Below are 24,717 nucleotides of genomic sequence, written 5' to 3' on the forward strand. Positions count from 1 at the left end.
TGGTGGCATGCCCATCACCTGGCCCCCGAAACTCCTGCGTTCCCCTGCGGTCCGTGTTGGCTTGTCCATCAGCGTCGCCACCGGCCTGTACGGGGTGTCCTTCGGGGCCCTCTCCGTGACCTCGGGCCTGGACTTCTGGCAGACCATGGCACTGAGCCTGCTGCTGTTCAGTGGCGGCTCCCAGTTTGCATTCATCGGGGTGGTTGCCGGCGGCGGCTCGGGATTCGCGGCCATGGGAGCCGCCACGCTGCTGGGAATGCGCAACGGAATATACGGAATGCAGCTCAACGTGCTGCTCCGGCCGCGGGGGTGGCGCCGCTACGCCGCCGCCCAGATCACCATTGACGAGTCCACGGCCACCAGTACCGGGCAGTCGGACCCTGCCGAGCAGCAACGGGGTTTCTGGGCCGCGGGCATCGGGATCTTTGTCCTCTGGAACGTCTTCACCGCAGTTGGCGCACTGGCCGGAGGCGCGCTGGGAGACCCGAAACAGTGGGGGCTCGACGGCGCAGCCGTCGCGGCGTTCCTCGGTCTGTTGTGGCCGCGGCTCAAGGGACGGGAGCCGGTGGCGATCGCCGTCGTCTGTGCCCTGGCGACCGTGCTGGCTGTGCCGTTCGTCCCGGCGGGCGTCCCCATCCTGATTGCCGCGGTGGTGGCGGCCGTCATCGGCTGGCTCAGCCATGGCCGGCAGGACGAAGGGCTTGAACCGGACATCGACCCCTATACGGAGCGGCACGCCGGCCATCACCCGGGCACCGGGCACTACAAGGGCAACGGGGCAACCCCCGGAGGAGCCAAATGAGTCTGTGGGTGTGGTTGCTGATCTCCTGCCTCTTCGCCTACGCATGGAAGCTGGTGGGCTACCTGCTTCCGGCCAGCCTGCTGCAGAACCCCAGAATGTCCCGGATGGCCGGAACCATGACCATCGGGTTGCTCGCGTCACTGACGATCGTCAACACCCTGGCCAGCGGGCAGGCCCTGGTACTCGACGCGCGGCTGGGCGCGTTGGCAGCCGCCGCTGCTGCCCTGCTCCTCCGGGCTCCCTTTCTGGTGGTTGTGCTCGCAGGGGCGGGAGCTGCGGCCTTGCTCCGGCTGGCTGGCTGGAACTGAACCGGCTGGAACTGAACCGGCTGGAACTGAACCGGGTCCGAACTAAAACAGGGCGGCGCTGTCATCCGGCAGCCGTGACTTCGGAGTGATGCGGATCACAGGCGTTGTATGCTCTAAGTGAAGAGGAGTTGTACAAAATGAAGGCCGTCAGCAGACTGTCCCGGACCCGCGCCACCGACGCGCAGTTCGAAATGAAAGCCCCGGTGGATATCGTCCTGGAGCACCTGCGCCAGGTGGGCCCCGCATTGGCCTCCCTGCGGAATGAATCCTCGCGCCTGGCTGGCTGGGGCGAGGAGTTGGCCCGCCGCCTGCTGTCCGGAAACCGCCTGCTCACGGCCGGAAGTGCCGGTTCGGCGGCGGAGGTGCAGCAATTCACCGCGGAGCTGCTGGGACGCCACGCCGGTGAGCGCCAGCCATTCTCCGTTATCGCCCTAAAGCCAGGGGTGGCAGCAGGCGCTGCACCCGTCAGTGCCATCGAAATCGCGCAGGGCCACGCCGAAGAGGTCGCCAGCCAGGTGCGGGCGCACATCCGTTCTGACGACGTCCTCCTGGTGGTCTCTGCCAGCGGGCACCGGCATGCCCTGCTGGAGGCGACCGCGGCGGCGCGGGCAGCCGGAGCCACCGTCTGGGCGGTGACGGGTGCGGCGCCCAACCCGCTGGCCCAGGCTGCGGATGAATCGATTTGCATCAACGCTCCCAAGCCTCAGGTGCGGGAAGCGCAGCTGATCGCGCTCCAGGCGATGAGCGAATGCCTGGCTGCGGCCCTGCATGCGCTGTCCCGCTCGGCCTGAGCCGCGCAGGTGACTCCGAAGCCCGGGTGAGTCCAAGAGCTCAGGTGAGTCCGAAACGCCGGTGGGCTACTTCGCCGGGCTTGGACGGTTGGACTCAGGCGGCTCCGTAGGCGTCAGGGGAAGCCGGCTCGGACCGTCGCGCGAGCTCTTCAGTGGCCAGGTCATACCAGTCCTGGGCGCCGAACACCGGCGTCGGGGTATCGAGGTTCCGGTAGAGCGCGTCCACGATGATGGCGAGCTCATCTGTGGAGGCTGTCGTCAGGGTGATTTCAGGGTCCGGTGCGTGTTTCATGAACTGAGCAAGCTGTGAGCGGTTCATGGTGCCACCGGTTTCATATGAACACATAGAACGAATGACATGATGTGCTCCGTATTTGGAAATGCCCGAGGCTAACTGCCTAACCCACCGGTGTGCCTAGCTTACTGTGCAAGCACTGTGTGCGGAATATGCCGATCCGTCTTTCCACGCCTGCCCGGCCGCAAGCCCTTGTCTACTCGAACTGTGATCCCGGAAGCGGCACCTGGGGAGGGAGCGTCCTGGCCGGCCGCTCGGCGCGAATGGCGTCCTCTACAAGGGCAGCCGGACGGCGCCAGGCGTCGGATCCGGGCTCCATCGTGTCGACCACCCCGATCAGCATGGCCAGAAGCCGCACCATGTCCGTCAGTGAAATGTCTACCCGAAGGGCACCCTGGTCCTGGCCGCGGCCGAGGAGCACGCCAACGGATTCAATCAGGCTTCCGGTGATGCCGGTGAGCAGGTCCCGCCGGCCGGCCACGGCGCCGAGCAGATTGGCGTTGTCACTGGCCGCTGCCATCACGGCGTCGATGACCCGGAACAGGCCCTCGGCCGCATCGGTGCCGGCAAGGGCGACGTCGATAACCGGGTCCACGTTGAGCCGGAGCTGACGGTTAAGGGCCGCAAGGACCAGCTGTTCCTTGTCCGAGAAATTCCGGAACAGGGTCGCCGGACCCACTCCGGCGGTGGCGGCAATAGTCTGCAGCGGAACGTCCGGGCCATACTGCCGGAAACACTCGCGGGCGGCATTAATGATCTTGTCCACATTGCGTGCAGCGTCAGCACGGAGTGGCTTGCGCTCTACTGCGAGGTTCATGAAATCAAGGTTAGCAACGCTGTGTCAGCCTGACTCCGTTACCGGTTGGTAGCGCCGAATATGACACAGCACCCGGTCCGGGCAGCAGGTTCCGCCGTGTCAGACTGGACCCATGTTGCTCGCGTTTTCAGTCGCCCCTTCCGGAATCCCAGCTGATCCTGCCTACGCTGCGGCGGGTGCCGGGGATGCGTCAGTGCACGACGCCGTGGCCGCCGCCGTCAAGATTGTTCGGGAGTCCGGTCTGCCCAACAAGACGGATTCCATGTTCACCACCATCGAGGGTGACTGGGATGAGGTGTTCGACGTGGTCAAGCGCGCCACCGAGGCCGTGGGGAAATTCGGCAGCCGGGTGGCCCTGGTGATCAAGGCCGACATCCGGCCCGGCTATTCCGGCGAGCTCACCGCGAAGGTCGAGCGACTGGAAGGTGCCCTGGACGGCCCCCAGGCCGAAGGCGACTGACGGCGGCAGCCTAGCCGGGCCGGGCGGTTGCTGTAAGACTGTGCGCATGTTTGAGCACAAGCCACGGCCCGAGTGGACGGCCGTAGAAGAGTATCTGTCCGACGTCGTCGTCCACCCCGACGCTGCCGTCCAGCGCGCCGTCCGGTCCGCCGAAGTGGCCGGGATGCCGCCGATCGAGGTGACCCCGAACGCCGGAAAGCTTCTGAAGCTTTTGGTGACGGCATCCGGCGCCCGCAGGGTGCTGGAGATCGGCACGCTGGCCGGGTTCAGCACCATCTGGATGGCCCAGGGAATGCCCGACGACGGGCGGCTGGTGACGTGCGAATACCTCCAGAAGCACGCCGATGTTGCCAGATCCAACGTGGACGCGGCCGGCGTGGGCCACAAGGTGGAGATCCGGACAGGCGCGGCGCTGGACACGCTCGCGGCCCTTGAGGCCGAAGGAGCAGACCCGTTCGACTTCGTCTTCATTGATGCGGACAAGGAGAACAACCCGCAGTACCTGGAGTGGGCAGTGCGGCTGGGCCGGGCGGGTACCAGCATCGTGATGGACAACGTCGTGTGGGAGGGGGTGGCGCTGGACCCCTCCATGGATGAGGTCAACGCCCCGGGGATCATCGGGGCGCTGAAGATGATGGGGGAGGACAGCCGGCTGGACGCCACCGTCATCCAGACCGTCGGGTCCAAGGGCTGGGACGGCTTCGCGCTGGCCGTTGTCCGTTAGCTGGCCCGGCGCTGCCCCGCAGCGAAGCACCGCCCGCGTACTGGCTGTACGCGGGCGGTGCCCTTCTTGCTGGGTGCTGCTATGTCTTCTGCAACTACTGGATCGAGCTCATCGAGTTCCAGCCGGTGCCGGCGACAGTCCTGCTGACGAGCGTGCTGCCGTTGCCGCGGTAAAGGAGCAGGCTTCCGCGGGAATCGCGGGCGATGATGTCTGCCCTGCCGTCACCGCTGAAGTCACCGGGAGCGGCCAGGGAGCTCAGGCCGCCCCAGCCGGCACCGATCTGGACCCGGGCGAGGAACCCGCCGGCGCCGTCGCCCCGGTAGAGCCACAGGCTGCCGGCAGCGTCCCGGGAGACGATATCGGGCTTGGCGTCACCGTTGAAGTCGGTGCCCAGGATGGTGTTCTGGGTGTTCCAGCTGCTGCCGATCTGGATCCGCCCGGAGAGGCCGCCGTTGCCGATGCCGAGGTAGGCGTAGAGCCTGCCGGCACTGTCGCGGGCTACAAGGTCGGCCTTGCGGTCGCCGTTGAAGTCGCCCCCGGCGGTGATGGCCGTGAACGTGTTCCAGCCGGAGCCGATCTGGGTACGCCCGCTGAAGCCGCCGAGTCCGTTGCCCTTGTAGAGGTAGAGCAGGCCGGTGGAAGACCTCGCGATGACGTCGGCCTTGCGGTCGTTGTTGAAGTCACCGGCGCTGATGATCGAGGTCATCGAGTTCCAGCCGACGCCGACCTTGGTCCTGGCCTGGAAGCCGCCGGTGCCGTTGCCGCGGTAGAGCCAGAGCGTTCCAGTGGAATCGCGGGACACGACGTCCGCCCGTCCGTCACCGTTGAAGTCCTGCACCTTGCGGTACGGGGCGGTCACGGTGGTGCCGATCTGCACGGTGCGGCTGGCCAGCGGGCTGACGTTGCCGGCCACGTCCGTGCCGCGGACCAGGAAGTTGTAGGTTCCGCTGACCTGTCCGTCCCACGTCTTCGGGGAGGCGCAGGTCGGATCCCAGACCGTGTTGGTGGGCTGCAGCTGGCATTCGAACCGGGCTTGCGGGTCACTGCTCGTGAAGCTCAGCGTCGGGGTGCTGTCCAGGCTGGGCGTGGACGGGAACGGTGCCACGATCGAAACCGGGGGAGCAATTGTGTCCACGGTGAACCTGAGGGTCCCGGAATTCTGTCCGCCGGCCACAGCCTGCACGGAGTGGGGGCCATTGGCCAGCGCTGGCAGCGTCAGTGAGTACGTGGAGCCGGTAACCGTGGCCGCCCGGGGAGCGCCGCCGTCGACAATGAGCTGAACGGGGCCGGCGGTTCCCGCCGGCAGCGTGCCCGTGATGGTAGGCGTTGCCACCCTTGTGATGTTGTCCGTGTTGGACCGGCCGCTGTCACTGGCAGCAGCCAGGTCAGGCGTGTTCGGGCCCCCAACGGAATCGGTCGCGATCAGGCCCTGGACCGTGAAGGTGTTCACGGTGAGGGTGTTGACCCCGGCTCCGCCGGCATTCGGGCCGACGACGCGCACGAAGTTGTTGCCCGAGGGGGCGCCAGTGACTGTCCGCGCGGTATTGATGTCACCGAGGGTGCCGGCTGCTGCCCCGTCCTGGCGGAGGAAGGTTGCCGTGGTCCCCCTGCCGAAGTCGCCCAGGAAGGCAGCACCGACGCCGGCCCAGTCGCAGGGCGTGGCGAGGGATGGAGCGCAGACCCCCTGGTCCAGGGTCTGGTTGATGACCCCGGTGGCGTCCGCGGTGAAGGTGTGGATGCCGTACGGGTGGGTGATGGTGTAACTGGCATTAGCCGTCAGGCCGTTCAGGCGGAACCGTAGCCGTCCGAAGCCCATCTGGTCGCCGTCGACCACGGGTCCGTTGGCGTGAGCGCCTTCGAGGGCGGCTTCGTAAAGGCGCAGGTTGCCCGCCGCAGCCTCGGCTGCGAACCAGAAGGCTTCGTCCGGGAAGTTGTCCGGGTAGGACGCGGGTGAGCCTGGATCAGGCGGCTCAGAAAGGCAGCCCTGCCCTGCCTGGTAGCAGAACTGCAGCCGGACCGTTCCGTCCGAATACCAGGTGGGGAACCCGTTTGCGGGGTCAACCGGGCCCATCCCGGCCGTTTCCGCCTGAGCGGGAACAGCGCCGAGGGGCGAGAGGGCGGCGGCGAGCAGGGCGCCGGCAACGGCCGGGGCAAGTCGACCGGCGGTGGTGAGGGGCCTGGGATGCGCCGGCCGGGAGCGCTTGGCTCCGTCAGGCATCATGGGCCTCATCGCGGAATGCGAGGACATGGTAACTCCTTATTGGACACTCGATTTGTGGCCCCCAGTACCTTCAAGGCCAAGCCGGGAGGTGCGTTCCCAACTGCGTCCAGAGTGAGCGCCGCACCTTGGACAAAGGTCGTATAAAACCGGTGGGCGGAGGGTCTGCGCGGACCAAAGCCCGGGTGCATCCTCGGCCGCAGCCCGGTAATTCTGCAAAGTCCGGCCGGTGAAGGGGAATTAGACCATCGATTTGAGGGGGCCCAATTGGGGGTGGCCCCCGGCGACCCCCACCCTTCCCAGCCCGGTCCGGCTTTTCCCAAGTACACCGCGACATCCTCGAAGCATCCCTAACCGGTCTCGAACCATCCCTACCGAAAGGAGGCCCGGTAATGACCGTGTCCCGACGAAATGTCCTTCTACTGGGCGGACTCGGCGTTGTGGGAGCAGGCGTTCTCTCGCTCCCACGGGGCGAGGTGGAGGCCAAGTCCGCCAGCAGGCTAAGCAGCGCAGAGATGCCCAAACCGTTCCAGTCCGCTTTCGTGAAGCCACCGGTGCTGGCACCGGACAGGGTGGGCGTGGACCCCGCCGACGGCCAGCCTGTCAACTACTACACGGTGACCGAGAAGGCAGCCATGGCATCCATCCTGCCGCGGCTCCAAACACCGATCCTGGGCTACAACGGGATTTTCCCCGGCCCCACGATCAGCCTGGACCAGGGCACCAAGGCAGTGGTGCGGGTCCGGAACCAGCTGCCCGCAACTCACCCGAACGACGGCCACGTGCTCTCCACGTCCACCCACCTGCACGGTTCAGCCTCGTTGCCGCAATTCGACGGATATGCCAGCGACGTCACCCATACCGGGTTCTTCAAGGACTACCACTACCCGAACTTCCAGCCCGCCCGCACGCTCTGGTACCACGACCACGGGGTGCACTTCACGGCACAGAATGCCTACTCAGGCCTGGCCGCCCAGTACCACATGCACGATCCGCTGGAACGGCAGCTGCTCCCGCAAGGCGACTTCGACGTGCCGCTCATCATTTCCGACGCGATGTTCGCCGCGAACGGCGCCCTGGGCTATGACGACAACACCCACTCCGGCCTGTGGGGGGACGTCATCCTGGTCAACGGCAAGCCGTGGCCGGTCATGAAGGTGCAGAAGCGCATCTACCGCTTCCGGGTCCTGAACTGCAGCATTTCCCGCTCCGTCAGGCTGACCCTGAGCACGGGCGATCCGCTGATCATCGTCGGTACCGACGGCGGCCTGGTCCCCACACCCCAAAAGGTGGCCAACTACCGCCATGGCGGGGCAGAGCGCTACGAGGTGCTCGTAGATTTCCGGAAGTACAAGACCGGCCAGAGGATCGAGCTGCGCAACCTGTCCAACCCGAACAACGTTGACTACGACTTCACCGACAAGGTGATGGCCTTCGACGTCACGGATGAGCCGGTCAACACCACCGATTCGACCTGGAATACGGTGCCCACGCAGCTGGCACCCGCGAACGAGGTCATGACGATGACCGAGAAGCAGGCCACGAAGGTCCGGAAGTTCCGGGTCAAGCGGAACGACGCCACCAATATCTGGACCATCGACGACGACAGCTGGCAGGACGTCATTGCCAGCGGCTACAAGAAGGTGGCCGCGGAGGTTGACCTGGGCGCCGTCGAGGTCTGGGAAATCGAGAACAGGTCCGGCGGCTGGTTCCACCCCGTGCACATTCACCTCGTGGACTTCAAGGTTCTGAGCCGCAACGGCCGGGCACCGTTTCCGCAGGAGCTCGGACCCAAGGATGTTGTCTACGTGGGTGAGGGGGAGACGGTCCGCCTGCTGATGAAGTTTGGTCCGCACCGCGGCCGCTACATGGTGCACTGCCACAACCTGCCCCACGAGGACCACGACATGATGGTTCAGTTCAGGGTGGGGCTGAAGGAAGATGACAACGATCCCAACGATCCCATGACGGCGGCGCTGCCCCAATGGGACGGCTAGCGGCGCACAGGGCCGACCCGAAATCCAGGGTGGTCCCTGACAGCAGAGCCGTCACCGGGAACCCTGCCGGATCCGCCCGGCAGGGTTTTCGGGGGAGAACAATCACGACGGCGGTGCTGCTGGCCGCTGGTCTGCTCGCCTCCCGTCTGTGGCTGGTGGAGCCGGTGACGGTGAGCTCTGAAAGCATGGAACCGGCACTGCCCAAGGGCAGCACGGTGCTGATGTTCAAGCCGGGGCCGGCGTTGGGTTCCCTCAGGACCGGAGACCTGGTGGTGTTCACGAGCCCCGAGGACGGTAACCCAGCCGTGAAGCGGGCCATTGCCTTCGGGGGCCAGACCGTTGCCATTGAGGATTCGGTGCTGGTGGTGGACGGGATTCCGCAGGCCGAGCCTGGGATCGACCACAGCCGCATCGACGGCACCTACTTTGGTCCGGTCACAGTGCCTGCCGGGCATGTTTTTGTCCTGGGGGATAACCGGGCGGGCTCAATAGATTCGCGCACGTATGGGAGCGTGCCGCTGGAATCGCTGCAGGCAACAGTGCTCTGGCCCTTCGGCCGCTGACGCAGGTGCGCCTGCCAAAAAGACCCGCGCGGAAAAGATAAGTATGCTGGGAATCATCCTCGCCGGCTGCCCTGCCGGCCAGGCATGGAAACGCATCGGTGACTGCAGCGGAGGAAGACATGAAAGCATCCGAGACTCTGGCCAGCAATCTGCAGAAGGTGCTCACCGACCTGATCGAGCTGCACGTCCAGGGCAAACAGGCGCACTGGAACCTGGTGGGCACCAACTTCCGTGACCTGCATCTGCAGCTGGACGAGATCGTGGACAGTGCCCGGCTGCTCGCCGACCAGACCGCTGAGCGCATGCGGTCCCTTCACGCACTTCCGGACGGCCGGAGCGCTACCGTCTCGTCCGGCACCAGGCTGGAGCAGTATCCTGCCGGCCTGACCGTCACCAAGGACACCGCCAAACTCATCACCGCGAGGCTGGAACAAACAGTCAGCACAATCCGCGATGTCCACGATGAGGTTGATGAAGAGGACCCCACGAGCGCAGACCTCCTGCACGAGGCCATCACCCGACTGGAGCAGCTGGCGTGGATGGTGAACGCGGAAGTGATGCCCGCCTCGGCGTCCGTGACCGCACCGGAAAAGGACTAGCAACGCCATGACCTGTCCACCCCGCTTTTCAGCGGACGACTCGGCAGCGCACGATTTTTCGGCAGTCGCTGCATGAACACACCGCACCGCCAGTGGCAACCCGTCCGCCTCAGCCCGACTCCGGGCCGGAAGGCCGACGTCGAACCGGTGCTGAAAACCGGACCTGTGCTGGATTCCGAACCTTCGCTGGACGTCGGGCGACTGCTCGACAGGATTGCTTCGGCCGTGGGCGACGTCCCTGCCCTGCTGGCCATCGCCCAGCAGGCCGGCCGTTCCGCTCCGAAGCCCGGTGACGGACGGACAGCCCGGCTCTGGGAGCTGCTGGCATCCGTGGCGGCAGTGGACGTGGCCGCCGCGCGGGTTCTGGAACCGCATCTGGATGCCGGCGCCATCCTGTCCCAGGCGGGAACACCGGAAGCGTTTACCGGATCATGGGGTGTGTACGCAGCCGAGGCCCCCGGCACGCGGCTGACGGCCGGGCCGGTCTCCACCTCCGCAGACGGGCCGTCGCCCGGCGAGGCAGGACCACGTGACGCAGAACGCGGCGAGGCAGAACCCGGCGGGAAGGCCGCTGGCGTGCAGCTGAACGGCTCCAAGCCCTGGTGCTCGCTGGCCCAGTTCGTGGACCACGCCGTGGTGACCGCGCACACCGAGACCGGCGGCCGGGCCTCCTTTGCGGTCGATCTCAGAGCCGCCGGCGTCACGTGCGATGTCCCGGAATGGACCAGCCGCGGACTGCGCGAAATCCCCAGCGGAACTGTCCATTTTGACCGGGTTCCGGCCGTCCCGCTCGGCGGCGATGGCTGGTACTTCCGGCGCCCGGGCTTTGCCCGGGGCGGCATGGGCGTGGCCGCGTGCTGGCTGGGCGGCGCCGTGGCGCTGGGCCGGCACTTCGAAGCCGCCCTCCTGCGCGGGGCCAGGTCGCAGCGCGAACCGGACCAGGTGGCGCTGGCCGCCCTCGGCGAAGTGGACCGGATCCTGACCTCTACCCTCCAGTATCTCGCCCGTGCTGCTGACGCCGTGGACGGCGCCGGGGCGGATCGGGTGTCCGCCATGGAAGCGGCCGACGGCAAGCCCAACACCAACGGCGGAGTCGGGTTGGACAGCAGCGCCGTTGGCGGGTGGAGCGAGGCGCTCCGTGTCCGGGGAACTGTTGCCGCCGCCGTCGAACGCGTCCAGCTCCTGGTGAGCCAAAACCTGGGACCCGGCCCCCTGGCCTTCGACGAACGGTACGGCAAGTGCATGGCGGACCTGTCACTCTACGTGCGGCAGCACCACGCCACGCGTGACGACGCCCAGCTGGGCGCCCTCACTCTCAAAGGGGAACACGCGTGGTGACGTTTTCGCACGCGGATGCCGGCACAGATGAGGCTGCCTGGGCAGCCAGCGGCCTGGCCACGATCGGCGAACTCCCGCTGGATTCGGCTGAGCTGGCCAGGATGGAGTTCGTGGTCCTGGTTGCCCATCCGGACGACGAATCCCTCGGTGCCGGGGGGCTGCTTGCCCGCCTCACTTCCGCCGGTGCACACGTTGAGGTGCTGCTGTGTTCGGCAGGGGAGGCGTCCCACCCGGGTTCGCCCACCACGACGCCGGAGCAGCTTGCCGCCGTCCGCCGGGAGGAGTTCGCGGCTGCCATGGCTGCGTTCGGACTGGTGGACCACTGGCAGTTCCTGGACCTTCCGGACAGCGGGCTGGCCCGGCACCGCGACGTCATCGCCGAACGCCTGGCGGACGCTATTGGGCAGCGGACCGTGGCCATTGTTGCCCCGTACCGCGGAGACGGACACATCGACCACGACACCCTGGGATCCGTGGCTGCGGAGACCGCCGAGGCCGGAGGCCACGGGTTACTGGAATACCCCCTCTGGTACTGGCTGTGGGCCACACCCGGGGACACCGCGTGGCGGAACTGGGTGCGACTGCCCTTGAGTCCCGCTGAACAGCGGACCAAACGCGAGGCCCTGAACGCCCATGCATCCCAGCTGCAGCCGCTCTCTGACCAGCCGGGCGACGAGGTGCTGCTGTCGGAACAGTTTCTTGCGCACTTTTCCCGGCCCTTTGAAGTGTTCGCGTGGCAGCCGCCGGTCGCCGGAAGTCGGAGCGCCCGGGATGCCGAGGCCGTCTTTGATGCCCTGCACCGCAGCGCCGAGGATCCATGGAGGTACCAGGACAGCTGGTATGAGCAGCGCAAACGCAGCCTGACGCTCGCCGCGCTCCCTGAACAGAAGTACGACGCCGGCCTGGAAGCCGGCTGCTCGATCGGCACCTTGAGCGCGGAGCTGGCAGGGCGGTGCGGGAGGTTCCTGGCCGTGGACGCCAGCGGCACCGCAGTGAAGCGGGCCGCCGAACGGCTCGCCCGGTTCCCGGGTGCCGAAGCCCGGCAACTGACCCTGCCCAAACAGTGGCCGGCGGGGAGCTTTGACCTGGTCGTGGTCTCCGAGATGGGCTACTACCTTGCGGCCGCGGAACTGGCGGAGCTGTTCACCCGGATCTCCGCGTCCCTGGCCCCGGGCGGAACGCTGCTGCTCTGCCACTGGAGACATCCGGTTGCCGACTGGGAGCTCGACGGCGACACTGTCCACGCGATGGCACGGAGCCAGCTGCGGTGGCCGTCGGCCGGCATGTACCGGGAGCGGGACTTTGTGCTCGAAACTTTCATCGCGCCGGAGACCGCGCGTGACGCCGGAACCAGCGCGTGACTCCGCACAGCTCCCGGCCGGCCATCAGCCGGGTTGAGGTGGTGATGCCGGTGCATGACGAGGAGCGCCACCTTGGGGCTGCCCTTTCCGCGCTCCGCACCGCGTCCGAAGACCTGGCCCGCCGGCGACCCTCAGTGGGCGTGGGAATCACCGTTGTGCTCGACCATTGCACCGACCGTTCGGCAGGGATCGCGGACCGATTCGCCGGGTCCCAGCCGGGGGTAAGAGTGCTGCGCCGCCGGTTCCGCAACGCGGGTGCCAGCAGGGCGGCGGGAGCCGCGGCAGCCATCCGGGACCTCGACAGCGACGGTCTGGACACCACTTGGCTGGCAAATACGGATGCCGATTCCAGGGTTCCTGAGAGCTGGCTCGTCCGCCAGTTGCACTTCGCGGACGCCGGCTGGGATGTGTTGCTGGGTTCCGTGGAGCCGGACTCTGCGGGGATGGATCCGGAGCTGCTGCGCAGGTGGCGCCTCAGACATCCGTTGGAGGAACGGCACGGCAATGTCTACGGCGCCAACCTCGGCGTCCGTGCCTTGGCGTACCGCCAGGCCGGCGGATTTCCGCCGCTGCCGTCCTCGGAAGACCGGGCCCTCGTGGAACTGTTACGGCGGAGGGGCTTCTCCATCACCGCCACGGACAGCACGCGTGTACTGACTTCCGGCCGGACCGCTGCCCGTGCACCACAAGGTTTTGGTTCATACCTCCGTGCCTTGGGCGTGGAGACGGCCGCGGCCCTCCGGAGCAGCTGAAGCCGGAAACGCCCCCGGGCAGCCGCCGGTGGGCAGCTGCCCGGGGTGAAGTCGGGTCGTTCAGCGGCTGTTGCCGTTGCCTTCACGGGCGGTGGCTCCGCCACGGCCGTTCCGGCGGTCGGCGTCCCGGTTGTGGCGGTCGCTGCCGTCCTGGCCTTTGCCCTCCTGGCCGTTGCCCTGCTCGCTGTACTTTTCGCGCAGTTCACGCCCCAGCCGGATGTCCTCCTCTTCCTTCTCCTGGAGCTTGTCGCTCTTCTTGGTGTCGCGGGGCGGCAGCTGGAGCGTGTCCTCGGCCTCAATGCCCGCCTGCAGCTGCCGGCCACGTTCCATCTCGGCGTCGAACTCCGCACCAAAAAGCAGGGACATGTTCAGGATCCAGAGCCACAGAAGCATGACGATCACGCCGCCGATGGCGCCGTACGTCTTGTTGTAGTTGCTGAAGTTGCCTACGTAGAACCCAAAACCCACAGAGGCCAGCACAAAAATGAGCAAGGCGATGAGGGAACCCAGGCTCATCCAGCGAAACTTTGGCTGACGGACGTTGGGGGTGGCGTAGTACAGGATGGCTATGACCACAATGACCAGCGCAACGATGACCGGCCATTTGGCGATGTTCCACACGGTCAGGAAGACGCCGCCCAGGCCCAGGACATTGCCAACGGCCTCTGCAACAGGACCGCTGATGACCAGCATGGCTGCGAGCAGCGCAACGATGATCAAGGAAATCAGGGTCACCGCGAGCATGGTGCCGCGAAGCTTTACGAAGCCCCGGCCCTCATCAATTTCGTATATCCGGTTCATGGCCCGGCCGAACGCGGTCACATACCCTGATGCGGACCAGAGGGCTGTCAGGAGGCCGATAACCAGGGTGAAGCCGGCTGCCGGTGAGGTGGTCAGTTCCTGGATAGGCTCGCGGATCATCTCCACAGCCTGCCCGGGCGCGATGCCCTGGACGATTTCCAGGAGTGCCGCCGTCGTCTTTTCCGCTTGCCCGAAGATGCCGAGCAGCGAAACAAGGGCGAGAAGTGCGGGGAACATCGAAAAGATCGCGTAGTACGTAAGCCCGGCGGCGAGGTCCTGGCATTGGTCGGCCGTGAATTCTCGCAGCGTCTTGCGGGCTATGTACTTCCACGACGGCTTGTCCAGGTCCGGAGGACTGTCAGGCTTCCGGTCGTCATCCGGGGCAGGTGCGCTGCCAGCCTTTGCGGTGCTGGTTTCCGGGGCTTCTTTCGTAGCCATGGGGCATCCTTTCGTTCGCGGGCAGGACGTGTTCCGGCGTCGCGGATCGGTCCCTGCCCGCTATCAGGGGTTCGGGCTCGCGGGTCGTGCGTGAGGAGGCATGAGGGGTTCGGGTCGCTTACGATCCGGGCGACCGGGGCGGATTGCGGCGGTCCAGGGTGAGCGGGTCACTCCCCAGAGGATCGTCCGCCGGCTGCTTTTCACCCAGCGGATCGTCCGCCATCCGGGTGTCCGACTGCGGACTCTCGGCCAGTTGGCTGGAAGCCAGCGGGTTGGGGTCCTGCCCACTGTTGCGAGCGCTGGCCCCGGCCTCTGCGGGGCCGGTCCTGTCCGCGCCGGTTCTCTCCGCGCCGGGCGGGGGAGCGCCGGCACCCTTCGGCCGTTGGTTCTCCGTCATGGTTGATCCCTCTCCAGCATGTCGGGTTGCCGAGTGCTGCCCGGCAATCACTCGCTATAAAATAGTAAGCATGGTTACTATTAGATCGTAAGTACCCTGATTGCCGCTAGTTCAATCGGTCGCCCTCCGGCAGTGCTATGCCGGGTGCCAGCGGCCGGATTCTGCCGGAAATGACGTGCTGGAATAGAGAGAGGTGGATCCACGGTGGACCCAACTGCCTGGATTTGGATCGTCGTTGTAATCGTCGTCATCGCGCTCATCGTGGTGCTTCTGATGTCCAGCCGAAAGCGCCGGGAGGCGTTCCGGCAGAAGCGGGATGAGCAGAACCGCCAGCACGCCGCCGAGATCCGCAGGAAAGCGGAGAACGCCGACCTTGAGGCGCGCGAAAACGAAGCCAGGGCCATGCATGCCAAGGCCGATGCCGAGAAGGCGCAGGTTGAGGCAGCGCGGCTTCGCCAGGAGGCGGAGCAGCGGCAGTCGGCCGCGCAGGACTTCCGAACGGATGCCGAGAAGCACCAGTACAAAGCGAATGCTCTGGACCCGGATGTGGACGATGACGGCAACCGGCGCGACGAAGCACGGACGGATGCCGCGGGTGGCGATGTTCGGGCTGATGACGCGCGCATGGGTGAACGGGACAGGGCTGCGCGCGACATGGGTTCGCGGGCCGACGACGCGCGGGCAGATGACACGCGCAACGTCGGCGCCCGCCCGGATGCGGACGCCTCGGACGCTACCCGGCGGAACACCCCCCGCGAGTAGCCATCGTCGGCCGCTGATGCCCGCCGGGTTGATGCCCGCCGCAGCAGGCGGCCGTGGAGTTAACTCCGGCGCACGAACGTCAGGAGCCTCCGCCGCGGCCTGAGCGGGGGAGACGCCGGCACGCCGGCGCCTTTACCCATGCCGTCAATCACTTCGCGGATGGCTTCCAATGACGACGATTGCGGCTCCCAGCCGAGCTTGTTCCGGATCCGCCCGGTGTCCATGATCGGCGCGCCTGCCGCCATCTCCACCCATCCCGAGTCGGTCTGCTGGAGCCGCAGCCGCCAGGTGGCACCGACGATGGCGTGCAGCGCGCGGACCGGGACGGGAAGGATCCTCCTGGCGGAAAAGAGCAGGGCCAGGTTTTGGGGCGTGACCACCGGCTCGGCCGCCACATTGAACGCGCCGCTGGCCCGGCGCTCAAGTACACGCCAGTATGCGTCAGCGACATCGTCGGCATGCACCGCCTGAAAGATCAGTTCCTCCGGAATCGGCAATATTGGCAACGCCGGCCGGCGCGGGACGAACCTAGGGTGGACCCACCCCAGGAAGTACCTGCCGATTTCGCTTCCGGCCTGACCCTGGAAGATGAGCCCGGGGCGCAGCCTGGCCACGGCAACCGACGGATTATCCGCCGCGAACCTGTCCAGCAGCTTTTCCTGCTCAGCCTTGTCCCGGCTGTAATGTGAGCCCTCCATGCCTCCGGCAGGCCAGGATTCATCCACTCGGCGGTCCTTGGGTGCCTTGCTGTACGCGCCCACCGAGGAGGCACACACCACGTGATTCACTCCGGCTTCCCGGGCAGCCGCCAGCATGTTCGCAGTGCCCGTGACATTGGTGCGGTGCAGTTGGGGGAGGTCCCGGTTCGGCTGGATCTGCCAGGCCAGATGCACCACGGCATCGGCTCCGGCAAAGGCCTTGGCCAGGTCCTGTGCCGCAGCCTCCCCGCCCACATCCACCGTGTGCCACTCGACGCCGGCGAAGGGCGGCCGTGAAGTGTCCGGCGCGCGGCGGCTGATGCCCACCAGGTCCAGTCCACCCGTGTGTTCCTGCCTGGCGTCCTGAAGCCTGCGCAGGAGCGCTGTCCCCGCATTGCCGCTGGCGCCCGTGATCGCGATACGCATGAAAGTGCTCCCCGTCCATAGCTTGTTGCCCGTTGCCCCCGTGGGCGTTCCGCTCAGGGCGCCCGACGGCGGGCCGTTACCGTGGTGCTTCCTTCGAGCCTAGCCCCTCGGACCATTGTGTAATAAGCACGCTTATGATTTCCTTCTTCTAAGTCTTGCCGCAGGCTTTCTCGAGATCTCGATCGAAGGAACCCCGACAATGCCAGAAACTCCGCCCTCCTTGTCCATGACGGGCCCACCGCAGGCAGCCTCCCGGCCTTCGACGCAAACGGGACGGCTGCACGATGCCTTCCAGAACCAGCTGGTACTCAATTACCTTGACCTGGCGGAGTCCCTTGCCTCGCGGTACGCCGCTCGAGGACGGGAACGTTCAGACCTGGTCCAAGTGGCCTACCTGGGACTCGTCAAGGCAGCGCGGGGCTTTGACGCAGAGAAGGGCGAAAGTTTTCCCGCCTACGCCGCGCCCACCATCAGCGGCGAACTTAAGCGTTTTCTGCGTGACCGGTGCTGGACCGTCCGGCCGCCGCGGCGTGTCCAGGACGTTCGGACACAGCTCCTGCACAGCGCCCCGGACCTGGCCCAGTCGCTGGGGCGGACCCCGTCGGCGCAGGAACTTGCAAGCGAGCTGGGCGTCAGTACCGCCGACGTGCGGGAAGCGCAGGCGGCAGGCAGCAGCATGCATCCCGACTCGCTGGACAGTCCGGACCCGTGGGGAGGGCCGACGATGGGCGAGGGCCTGGTCTCGCCCGACCAGCCGATCGAGCACCTCGAGGAACTGGTATGCCTCAACGAAGCCATCCAGGAACTGGACCCCGACGACCGCGAGATGCTCTACCGGCGGTACTTCCGGGAGGAGACCCAGGCAGAACTGGGCAAACGGTTCGGCATTTCCCAGATGCAGGTATCCCGGCGCCTGTCCCGAATTCTGGTGTGGCTTCAGCACCGGCTGCTTGACGAGGAGGGCCGGACCGCAGGCAAGCTTGGCCGGGCGCAGGTGCCGGCCAGCCAGGATGGTGCGGCCGCGCCGGACAGTGCCCCCTCAGCTCAGCGCAGCGGAAGCCTCCCGACAGCATCCAGGACATCTTCCACCGAAACCGCCAGCAGGGCCGGATCCGGCGTGGCCGCGAAGGTGTCACCGCGGCGCGCCTGAGCGTCTGTCAGCACAATATGCGGCCCCGGCGGCGGGCCCCAGACCTCGGCCGGGGCGGGACCGAAAAGCACCACCGAGGGCCGCGAATACGCAGAGGCCAGGTGCGCTGCGCCGGTGTCTGCGGAGACCACCAGCCGGGCCTCCGCGATTGCGGCCATGAATTCTGCCAGCCGCAGTTTTCCCGCCAGGACCTGTGCTTCCGGTAGCCCCGCGAGCCGTGCGACGTCCACGGCCCGGGGCCGTTCCCCTGAACTGCCCGTGAACACGACCTGGTGGCCATCCTCCGAGAGGGTGCGGGCTACTTCGGCAAAGCGGTCCTCCGGCCAGAGCCGGCTGCCATAGGCGGCCCCTACGTGCAGCACCGTGGCGCCGGGGCAGGGGCTGGGAAGGGCAGGCGGGAGAAGGCGGAAATCGTCCGGTGCGGCGTCAATGCCATGCCACTGCAGCAGCCTGGTCCACCGCTCACGCTCATGGATGTCCTGCATCCACTCCGGGCCGGGCCGGGCAGACGTGCGGTGGCCAAGGATCGTTCTGGGGCGCACGGCGGCGAGCCGTGCCTCGCTTTCAGGTCCGCTGCCGTGCAGATTCACGGCGATGTCAACCTTGCCTGCCTCGATGGGAATCGGAACATCCAGGCCGTGGGTCGGAAGCAGTTCGTAGCCCCCCACCAGCTCCAGGGCGTCCTCCAGCCAGCCCTGCGCCGCGTAGAGCAGGCGGTGTTCGGGATAGGCGCGGCGCAAGGCGCGGAGCGCCGGCACAGCAACCAGCAGGTCGCCAAGCTTCAGGGCCCGCAGGACCAGCAGGACAGGTTGTTCGTGCTTGCCGTTCGGAGCTTCCACTGAGGCCTTCCTCGTCTTCAGGTGGTCCGGCTGGGCCGCCTGTCGAGGATTTTAGCCGAGAAGAAGTACGCGGCCTTTTGTTTAGGTCTCAGGTGGGCGGGGAACGAAGGGGATATGGCAACTGATGCTTCTACGCTCAAGGCCGTGCTGTTCGACCGGGACGGGACGCTGGTGTTTGACGTGCCTTACAACGGCAATGCGGAGCTGGTCAGGCCACTGCCCGGGGCACGGAAGGTCCTCGACGAGGTCCGCAGCCTGGGCCTGGCGACCGGTGTCCTAAGCAACCAGTCGGGCATTGCTCGCGGCCTCCTGACAGCGGAAGAGGTGGACAGCGTGAACGCCCGGGTGGAGGATCTGCTGGGCCCCTTTGACGTCTGGGAAGTCTGCCCGCACGGAGCCGGCGATGGCTGCTTGTGCCGGAAGCCGGCGCCTGGAATGATCCACAGCGCGTGCCGGCGTCTTGGCATCGACCCGTCAGAGGCGGCATTCATCGGAGACATCGGCAGCGACATCGAGGCGGCCACGGCCGCCGGCGCACGGGGCGTCCTTGTCCCCACTCCCCAAACCCGAACGGAAGAAGTCGAGGCGGCCGCCGAGGTAGCCGCGGACCTCGAACAGGCCGTCGCCCTGCTGCTTCAGGGACCGTTGCATCAGAAACCGTTGCTTCGAGGACCGGCATGAGCAGGGTCCTGGTGGCCCGGCTGGACAGCGTCGGCGACGTTCTTCTGGCAGGCCCGGCAGTCCGGGCAGTCGCGAACGGACGGCGGGCCGACGGCGGCAGCCCCAACGACGTCGTCGTGCTTTGCGGGCCGCAGGGCCAGTCGGCCGCCTCGCTGCTGCCCAACGTTGCGGACGTTTTTGCCTGGGATGCCCCGTGGATCACCAATCCAGCACCGCCGGTGACGGGCCCGCACCTGGACTCGCTGGTGGGCTTTGTCCGGAATTCCCGCATCACCGAAGCGGTTATCCTCACCTCTTTCCACCAGTCGCCTCTTCCCCTGGCGCTCCTCCTGCGACTGGCTGGTGTAGAGCGCATCACCGGGGTTTCCACCGACTACGCGGGCTCCCTCCTGGACGTCCGGCTGAAACCCGGCGAGGACTTCCCGGAGGACCAGCCGGAGTCCGTGCGGGCGCTGGGCATCGCCCGCGCGGCGGGATTCCAGCTCAAGACCGGAGACGACGGAAAGCTGATGGTCAAGGATCCTCCGGCGGTCCGGCACTTGGTGGGGGACGGGCCCTACGTGGTGGTCCATCCCGGAGCCACGGTGCCGGCCCGGGCCTGGCCTCCGCTGCACCATGCGGCGGCCGTGGAGCTGCTGGAGGGCGCCGGCCACAGGGTGGTCGTGACCGGGGGCTCGGGTGAAACAGCCCTTACCGCAACGGTGGCCGGCCCTTCAGCCATCGATCTAGGCGGGCGGACTGACCTTTCCACGCTGTCCGGTGTCCTTGCCAACGCTGACGTTGTGGTCACCGGAAACACCGGACCTGCGCATCTGGCGGCCGCCGTCGGAACCCCCGTGGTGAGCCTGTTTTCGCCCGTTGTGCCGGCCGTCCGCTGGGCGCCGTACGGCGTTCCGCTGGAACTGCTTGGAGACCAAAATGCACCATGCAGGCTGAGCCGCGCACGCATCTGTCCGGTACCGGGACATCCCTGCCTTGGCTCGGTCTCGCCAGAACAGGTGGTGGAAGCGGTCGAACGGCTGCTGAGCGGGGTCTCCTCGCTCAGCACACGGAGAAAGGTCCGGAAAGGATGAGAATTTTGCTTTGGCACGTGCACGGGTCGTGGACGGACGCATTTGTCCGTGGCCGGCACGAGTACCTGCTGCCGGTCCTGCCGGAGGGCGGTCCCTGGGGGCTCGGGCGGGCGGGTCGGAACTGGCCAGCCTCCGTGCGTGAGGTCCCGCTCGCCGGGCTGGAGGCCAGCAGCATTGACGCCGTGGTGCTCCAGCGTCCGGAGGAATCCGGGGAGGTCAGGCGCGTCCTGGGCCGCCGGCCCGGCACCGATCTTCCCGCGGTCTATGTGGAACACAACACCCCCAAGGGCGATGTTCCTTTCACCGTCCATCCGCTCGGGGAGCAACGCGAGATTCCTATCGTCCACGTGACCCATTTCAACGAGCTGTTCTGGGACAGCGGCCGCGCGCGGACCAAGGTTATCGAGCATGGCATCGCGGACCCCGGCTACCTCTATACAGGCGAGGCCCCTGAGCTGGGCGTGGTGGTCAATGAACCGGTCCGCCGCGGACGGGTGACGGGCACGGATTTGCTGTCCCGTTTCGCCACCACAGCCCCGCTCCAGGTCTTCGGCATGGGCAGCGATGGGCTGGCGGAGGCCACCGGAATTCCGGCGCCGCGGCTAACGGTCCGGGGCGACCTGAAAACCGACGAACTCCACCGCGAACTCGCGCGCTGCCGGGCTTACCTGCACCCACTCCGCTGGACCTCCCTGGGGCTGGCGCTGCTGGAAGCGATGCACCTCGGCATGCCGGTTTTGGCGCTGGCCACCACCGAGGCGTCCCGGGCTGTCCCGCCTGAGGCCGGTTGCATCTCCACAGATGTTAAGGAACTGCGCCGGTGTGCCCGGCTGCTGGTCAACGACCCCGAGGAAGCCCGACGGCGGGGTAAGGCGGCACGGGAGGCCGCCCTTGAGCGCTACGGGCTTGAGCGTTTCCTGGCGGACTGGGATGAGGTGCTGGCGGATCTGGCCCCGAGACATCTGGGGGACGGTCGGCAGCGGGGGTCTGAGGAGGTGGCTGCATCCGAGGACGCAGCTTCAGAGGGGTCCGGGCCGGATGCCCTGTCCGCGGCGCGAGAAAGGAATACCCATTGAAGATCTCAATGATTTCGGAACACGCCAGTCCTTTGGCAGCGCTCGGCGGAGTGGATGCAGGCGGCCAGAACGTGCACGTGGCCGCGCTTTCATCAGCGTTGGCCCGGCGGGGCCATCGCGTGACCGTGTACACCAGGCGGGACGCGCCCGATCTGCCTCCGAGGGTCCGGGTGCATCCCCGGCTCGAGGTGGTCCACGTGGACGCCGGGCCGGCTGAGCATGTGCCCAAGGATGAGCTCCTCCCTTACATGGGCGCCCTGGCGGATGGCGTTGTCCAGGACTGGGGTGACTCGCCGCCGCACGTGGTCCACGGTCACTTCTGGATGTCCGGCGTCGCCGCGCTGGACGCCGCCCGGCGGGAGCCCGGCGGTTTCCGGGTTCCCGTGGTGCAGACCTTCCACGCGCTGGGCACGGTCAAGCGCCGCCACCAGGGTGCCGCGGACACAAGCCCCGCCGAGCGGCGCTTCCTCGAACCGTCCGTGGGCCGGTCGGCTGACCGCATCGTGGCCACCTGCTCCGACGAGGTCTTCGAGCTTCGGGCGATGGGGATTGATACCCGCAGGGTTTCCATCGCTCCCTGCGGTGTGGACCTGGACCTCTTCTCCAGCGACGGCCTGTCCGACGCGCCTTCCCGTTCCCACCGGATCCTTTCCGTGGGCCGGCTGGTTCCGCGCAAGGGCGTTGACCTGGTGATCCGCGCGCTTCCTTATCTGCTGAAGGAGGGGTTCGACGACGTCGAGTTGCTCATCGTGGGCGGCGGCGCCGATGAGGGTGGGCAGGATCCGGAGGCGCGAAGGCTGCTGGACCTGGCCCGGGACCTCGGCGTGGCGGCGCATGTGGAGCTTAGGGGCCAGGTGCCCCGGGAGGCCATGCCCGGCATCTTCCGAAGCGCGGACGCTGTGGTGTGCACGCCCTGGTACGAGCCCTTCGGCATCGTTCCCCTGGAGGCGATGGCGTGTGGCGTTCCGGTAGTCGCCGCGGCGGTGGGAGGCCTGACTGACAGCGTGGTGGACCGGGGAACCGGCCTGCACGTGCCGCCGAAAGACCCCGAAGCCATCGCAGAAGCCATCGGCACCCTGTTGGCCAACCCGGACCTTCGCGCAAAACTCGGGCGGGCCGGTGAGCGGCGGGCGAAGGCCCGCTACTCCTGGAACAGGGTGGCAGCGGAAACCGAAAAGGCCTACCAGTTGGCCATCGCAGGCTCTGCGGACGCAGGCAGCCTGGAACCGATGGAAGGAGCGGCACTGTGACTGCTGAATCCCTGCGGGAGGCTGAGCTTCCTGCCATGCACCGGGTTGGCGCCACACCCGGTTTCCCCTCTCCGGACGCGGTCTCCTCACAGGATGACGCCGAACAGGGGGCCCGTGCCGGTTCGCGGGAGGCAGTGCGGACCCATCTTGAGAACGTCCTGCCCGCCCTGCGGTCCCTGGAAAGCCAAACCGACAGGCTGGCTGCCTGGGGCGTGGAGCTGGCCCAGCGCTTGCTTAGCGGGCAGAAGCTGCTCGCCGCCGGGAACGGTGGCTCGGCGGCCGAGGCGCAGCACCTGACCGCGGAGCTCGTGGGCAGGTTCGACGGCGAGCGGATGCCCTTTTCCGCGATCTCCCTGCACGCGGAAAGTTCGGCCGTTACAGCCATCGCCAATGACTACGGCTACGCGGAGCTCTTCGCGCGGCAGGTCCGCGCCCACGGCAGGTCGGGGGACATCCTCGTGCTGCTGTCCACGAGCGGCCAGAGCCCGAACCTGCTCCGGGCAGCCGAGGCAGCGGCCAGGCTAAACGTGACTACCTGGGCACTGACCGGGCCGGCGCCCAACCCGCTGGCGTCCTGCTGCGATGATGCCGTGGCCATAGATGCCATCTCTGCCAATGCGCAGGAGGGCCACCTGATTGCGCTGCACGCCATTTGCCGCGCCTTTGAGGCCGAGGTGGCCCGCAGGGGCCAGGGCGTTCCCGGGCTGGAGGCTGATCGCGGGTGAGGATCACAGTGGTGGGTGACGTTTTGCTGGACGTGGACCTTTCCGGTGACGCAACCCGGCTATGCCCCGACGCGCCAGTGCCGGTGGTGGACGTTTCCGATGTCCGGCGCCGGGCCGGCGGTGCCGGGCTCGTGGCCCGGATGCTGGCCCACGACGGCCACCCGGTCACTCTGGTGACAGTGCTCGCCGACGACGATGCCTCCCTGGCACTCGAAGGCGCGCTGGCCGGCGTGCGGGTTGTGTCCGGGCCCTCCGGCGCCAGGACACCGGTGAAGACCCGGGTCCGGGCGGGCCGCCAGCCGGTGGTGCGGGTGGATGAGGGATGCGAGCGGCCGGAAGTACCGGCGGCCACCGCGGGCATGCTCCGGGCGCTGGCCCAGGCCGAGGTGATCGTCGTGGCCGATTATGGCAGGGGCGTTGCCGCGAACCCGGAGATCCGCGAGTTGCTCGAGGCCCGCGCTGGCGACATTCCGATCGTGTGGGATCCGCATCCCTCCGGTGCCGTCCCGGTCCCCGGCGTGGCCGTGGTGACCCCCAACCTGTCCGAGGCTGCCAAGGCTGCGGATTCCGGCACCGGAACACCTGCTGCGGTTGCCGGCGTCGGCAGTACCCTCGGCGAAACACTGCTGGACCGATGGCAAAGCCAGGCGGTCCTCGTGACCATGGGCGAGCAGGGTGGCCTGCTGTCCCGGCCCGACACACCGCCCATGGCAATCCCTGCCCCTCCCACCGAAGTCACCGATCCCTGCGGCGCCGGCGACCGGCTCGCGGCCAGCCTGGCCGTGCATCTGGCAGAGGGCCGCAGCATCCAAGAGGCAGCGGAACTGGCCATCGATGAAGCGGCCGCCTTCCTCGGCGCAGGCGGGGTGGCCTCGCTGCCGGACCGACAGCGGCCGGTCTGGCACCACAGCCGTGAGGAAGACGCCCTCGGCCTTGCCCTGCGGGTGCGGGCCAACGGGGGAACCGTTGTGGCCACCGGCGGCTGTTTCGACCTGCTGCATGCGGGTCATGCCCGCACGCTGGCGGCGGCCAGGGATCTCGGCGACTGCCTGATCGTGTGCCTGAACTCGGACGAGTCGGTGCGCCGGATCAAGGGCGAGCAGCGGCCGATTGTGAGCCAGCAGGACCGGGCCGAGCTCCTGCTGGCACTCGAGTGCGTGGATGCTGTCCTGATTTTCGGGGAGGACACTCCGGAGGCCTGCCTGGCGACGCTGCGCCCGGACGTCTGGGTGAAGGGCGGCGACTACCGCGCCTCCGAGCTGCCCGAAGCAGGGCTGGTCGAGAGCTGGGGCGGGCGCTGCGTGACGGTGCCGTTCCACCAGGCCCGGTCCACCTCTGTCCTCGCAGACGCCCTGGCGAAGGTCAGCTGAACTGCA

Annotated in this window: 26 protein-coding genes; 19 read left to right on the plus strand and 7 right to left on the minus strand. The window is 67.4% G+C overall.

Annotation, left to right across the window (positions count from 1 at the left end):
* Positions 1-7 precede the first annotated feature (7 nt).
* The 3 genes from AC57BR_RS14680 to AC57BR_RS14690 all read left to right on the plus strand — a co-directional run bounded on the left by AC57BR_RS14680 (position 8) and on the right by AC57BR_RS14690 (position 1,901).
* Positions 8-802, plus strand: a complete 795-nt coding sequence (locus tag AC57BR_RS14680) for an AzlC family ABC transporter permease (RefSeq protein ID WP_496361779.1) — start codon at positions 8-10, stop codon at positions 800-802.
* Positions 799-1,110: an AzlD domain-containing protein gene (locus AC57BR_RS14685; RefSeq protein ID WP_496361781.1), complete on the plus strand. Its 312-nt coding sequence runs from the start codon at positions 799-801 to the stop codon at positions 1,108-1,110. The genes AC57BR_RS14680 and AC57BR_RS14685 overlap by 4 nt, the downstream gene beginning before the upstream one ends.
* Positions 1,111-1,247: 137 nt before the next feature.
* Entirely contained in the window at positions 1,248-1,901 is a 654-nt protein-coding gene (locus AC57BR_RS14690) for an SIS domain-containing protein (protein ID WP_496361783.1), read from the plus strand.
* A gap of 94 nt (positions 1,902-1,995) precedes the next feature.
* Here AC57BR_RS14690 and AC57BR_RS14695 read toward each other — a convergent pair whose 3' ends face one another.
* Complete coding sequence (locus tag AC57BR_RS14695) at positions 1,996-2,193, minus strand: hypothetical protein (RefSeq protein ID WP_496361785.1); 198 nt, start codon at positions 2,191-2,193, stop codon at positions 1,996-1,998.
* Between the two features lie 199 nt (positions 2,194-2,392).
* A complete protein-coding gene (locus AC57BR_RS14700) occupies positions 2,393-3,013 on the minus strand; it encodes a TetR/AcrR family transcriptional regulator (protein ID WP_496361787.1) in 621 nt (206 codons plus the stop codon).
* 112 nt (positions 3,014-3,125) lie between these two features.
* Between AC57BR_RS14700 and AC57BR_RS14705 the strand changes: the two genes are divergently transcribed.
* Positions 3,126-3,473 carry a thiamine-binding protein gene (locus tag AC57BR_RS14705; RefSeq protein ID WP_496361789.1) on the plus strand — a complete coding sequence of 116 codons (348 nt, stop codon included), beginning with the start codon at positions 3,126-3,128 and terminating at the stop codon, positions 3,471-3,473.
* Between the two features lie 46 nt (positions 3,474-3,519).
* The gene (locus AC57BR_RS14710; protein WP_496361791.1) at positions 3,520-4,197 is read left to right on the plus strand and encodes an O-methyltransferase; all 678 of its coding nucleotides are present in this window, start codon (positions 3,520-3,522) and stop codon (positions 4,195-4,197) included.
* Positions 4,198-4,291: 94 nt separating this feature from the next.
* On the opposite strand, the gene AC57BR_RS14715 is transcribed toward AC57BR_RS14710, so the two are convergent.
* The gene (locus tag AC57BR_RS14715; RefSeq protein ID WP_496361793.1) at positions 4,292-6,445 is read right to left on the minus strand and encodes an FG-GAP-like repeat-containing protein; all 2,154 of its coding nucleotides are present in this window, start codon (positions 6,443-6,445) and stop codon (positions 4,292-4,294) included.
* A 362-nt stretch (positions 6,446-6,807) separates the two neighbouring features.
* On the opposite strand from AC57BR_RS14715, the gene AC57BR_RS14720 reads away from it, so the two are divergent.
* From AC57BR_RS14720 to AC57BR_RS14745, 6 genes are all read left to right on the plus strand, one after another.
* Positions 6,808-8,412: a multicopper oxidase family protein gene (locus AC57BR_RS14720; protein ID WP_496361795.1), complete on the plus strand. Its 1,605-nt coding sequence runs from the start codon at positions 6,808-6,810 to the stop codon at positions 8,410-8,412.
* A gap of 113 nt (positions 8,413-8,525) precedes the next feature.
* Positions 8,526-8,975, plus strand: coding sequence for a signal peptidase I (lepB, locus tag AC57BR_RS14725; RefSeq protein ID WP_496361797.1), 450 nt, complete (start codon positions 8,526-8,528; stop codon positions 8,973-8,975).
* 119 nt (positions 8,976-9,094) lie between these two features.
* On the plus strand, positions 9,095-9,574 hold the full coding sequence (locus AC57BR_RS14730; RefSeq protein WP_496361799.1) for a Dps family protein: 480 nt from the start codon (positions 9,095-9,097) through the stop codon (positions 9,572-9,574).
* A gap of 72 nt (positions 9,575-9,646) precedes the next feature.
* Entirely contained in the window at positions 9,647-10,912 is a 1,266-nt protein-coding gene (locus AC57BR_RS14735) for a hypothetical protein (protein WP_496361801.1), read from the plus strand.
* A complete protein-coding gene (locus tag AC57BR_RS14740; RefSeq protein ID WP_496361803.1) occupies positions 10,906-12,273 on the plus strand; it encodes a PIG-L family deacetylase in 1,368 nt (455 codons plus the stop codon). Before AC57BR_RS14735 ends, AC57BR_RS14740 begins: the two co-directional genes overlap by 7 nt.
* Positions 12,270-13,025, plus strand: a complete 756-nt coding sequence (locus AC57BR_RS14745; RefSeq protein ID WP_496361805.1) for a glycosyltransferase family 2 protein — start codon at positions 12,270-12,272, stop codon at positions 13,023-13,025. Before AC57BR_RS14740 ends, AC57BR_RS14745 begins: the two co-directional genes overlap by 4 nt.
* A 60-nt stretch (positions 13,026-13,085) precedes the next feature.
* Here AC57BR_RS14745 and AC57BR_RS14750 read toward each other — a convergent pair whose 3' ends face one another.
* Positions 13,086-14,264, minus strand: a complete 1,179-nt coding sequence (locus AC57BR_RS14750) for a YihY/virulence factor BrkB family protein (RefSeq protein WP_496361807.1) — start codon at positions 14,262-14,264, stop codon at positions 13,086-13,088.
* Between the two features lie 118 nt (positions 14,265-14,382).
* Positions 14,383-14,661, minus strand: a complete 279-nt coding sequence (locus AC57BR_RS14755; RefSeq protein WP_496361808.1) for a hypothetical protein — start codon at positions 14,659-14,661, stop codon at positions 14,383-14,385.
* A gap of 204 nt (positions 14,662-14,865) precedes the next feature.
* Here AC57BR_RS14755 and AC57BR_RS14760 point away from each other — a divergent pair, with 204 nt between their 5' ends.
* Positions 14,866-15,423, plus strand: coding sequence for a hypothetical protein (locus AC57BR_RS14760; protein ID WP_496361810.1), 558 nt, complete (start codon positions 14,866-14,868; stop codon positions 15,421-15,423).
* A gap of 59 nt (positions 15,424-15,482) precedes the next feature.
* On the opposite strand, the gene AC57BR_RS14765 is transcribed toward AC57BR_RS14760, so the two are convergent.
* The gene (locus AC57BR_RS14765; protein WP_496361812.1) at positions 15,483-16,547 is read right to left on the minus strand and encodes an NAD-dependent epimerase/dehydratase family protein; all 1,065 of its coding nucleotides are present in this window, start codon (positions 16,545-16,547) and stop codon (positions 15,483-15,485) included.
* Positions 16,548-16,746: 199 nt separating this feature from the next.
* Here AC57BR_RS14765 and AC57BR_RS14770 point away from each other — a divergent pair, with 199 nt between their 5' ends.
* A complete protein-coding gene (locus AC57BR_RS14770; protein ID WP_496361814.1) occupies positions 16,747-17,697 on the plus strand; it encodes a sigma-70 family RNA polymerase sigma factor in 951 nt (316 codons plus the stop codon).
* Here the strand turns inward: AC57BR_RS14770 and AC57BR_RS14775 are convergent.
* On the minus strand, positions 17,592-18,536 hold the full coding sequence (locus AC57BR_RS14775; RefSeq protein ID WP_496361816.1) for a glycosyltransferase family 9 protein: 945 nt from the start codon (positions 18,534-18,536) through the stop codon (positions 17,592-17,594). The two genes, AC57BR_RS14770 and AC57BR_RS14775, sit on opposite strands and share 106 nt — an antisense overlap.
* A gap of 114 nt (positions 18,537-18,650) precedes the next feature.
* On the opposite strand from AC57BR_RS14775, the gene AC57BR_RS14780 reads away from it, so the two are divergent.
* The 6 genes from AC57BR_RS14780 to AC57BR_RS14805 are packed head-to-tail and all read left to right on the plus strand — an operon-like array spanning position 18,651 to position 24,711.
* The gene (locus AC57BR_RS14780) at positions 18,651-19,217 is read left to right on the plus strand and encodes a D-glycero-alpha-D-manno-heptose-1,7-bisphosphate 7-phosphatase (protein WP_496361818.1); all 567 of its coding nucleotides are present in this window, start codon (positions 18,651-18,653) and stop codon (positions 19,215-19,217) included.
* Positions 19,214-20,290, plus strand: a complete 1,077-nt coding sequence (locus tag AC57BR_RS14785; RefSeq protein ID WP_496361820.1) for a glycosyltransferase family 9 protein — start codon at positions 19,214-19,216, stop codon at positions 20,288-20,290. The genes AC57BR_RS14780 and AC57BR_RS14785 overlap by 4 nt, the downstream gene beginning before the upstream one ends.
* Complete coding sequence (locus AC57BR_RS14790; RefSeq protein ID WP_496361822.1) at positions 20,287-21,366, plus strand: glycosyltransferase; 1,080 nt, start codon at positions 20,287-20,289, stop codon at positions 21,364-21,366. Before AC57BR_RS14785 ends, AC57BR_RS14790 begins: the two co-directional genes overlap by 4 nt.
* Positions 21,363-22,616 (plus strand): glycosyltransferase, encoded by a 1,254-nt coding sequence (locus AC57BR_RS14795; RefSeq protein ID WP_496361824.1) that lies wholly within the window; start codon positions 21,363-21,365, stop codon positions 22,614-22,616. The genes AC57BR_RS14790 and AC57BR_RS14795 overlap by 4 nt, the downstream gene beginning before the upstream one ends.
* Complete coding sequence (locus AC57BR_RS14800) at positions 22,613-23,341, plus strand: D-sedoheptulose-7-phosphate isomerase (protein ID WP_496361826.1); 729 nt, start codon at positions 22,613-22,615, stop codon at positions 23,339-23,341. Before AC57BR_RS14795 ends, AC57BR_RS14800 begins: the two co-directional genes overlap by 4 nt.
* Positions 23,338-24,711 (plus strand): PfkB family carbohydrate kinase, encoded by a 1,374-nt coding sequence (locus AC57BR_RS14805; protein WP_496361828.1) that lies wholly within the window; start codon positions 23,338-23,340, stop codon positions 24,709-24,711. Before AC57BR_RS14800 ends, AC57BR_RS14805 begins: the two co-directional genes overlap by 4 nt.
* The last annotated feature ends 6 nt before the right edge of the window (positions 24,712-24,717 follow it).

The organism is Arthrobacter sp. BGA-UO-ETr-C19 (genome assembly GCF_059568005.1).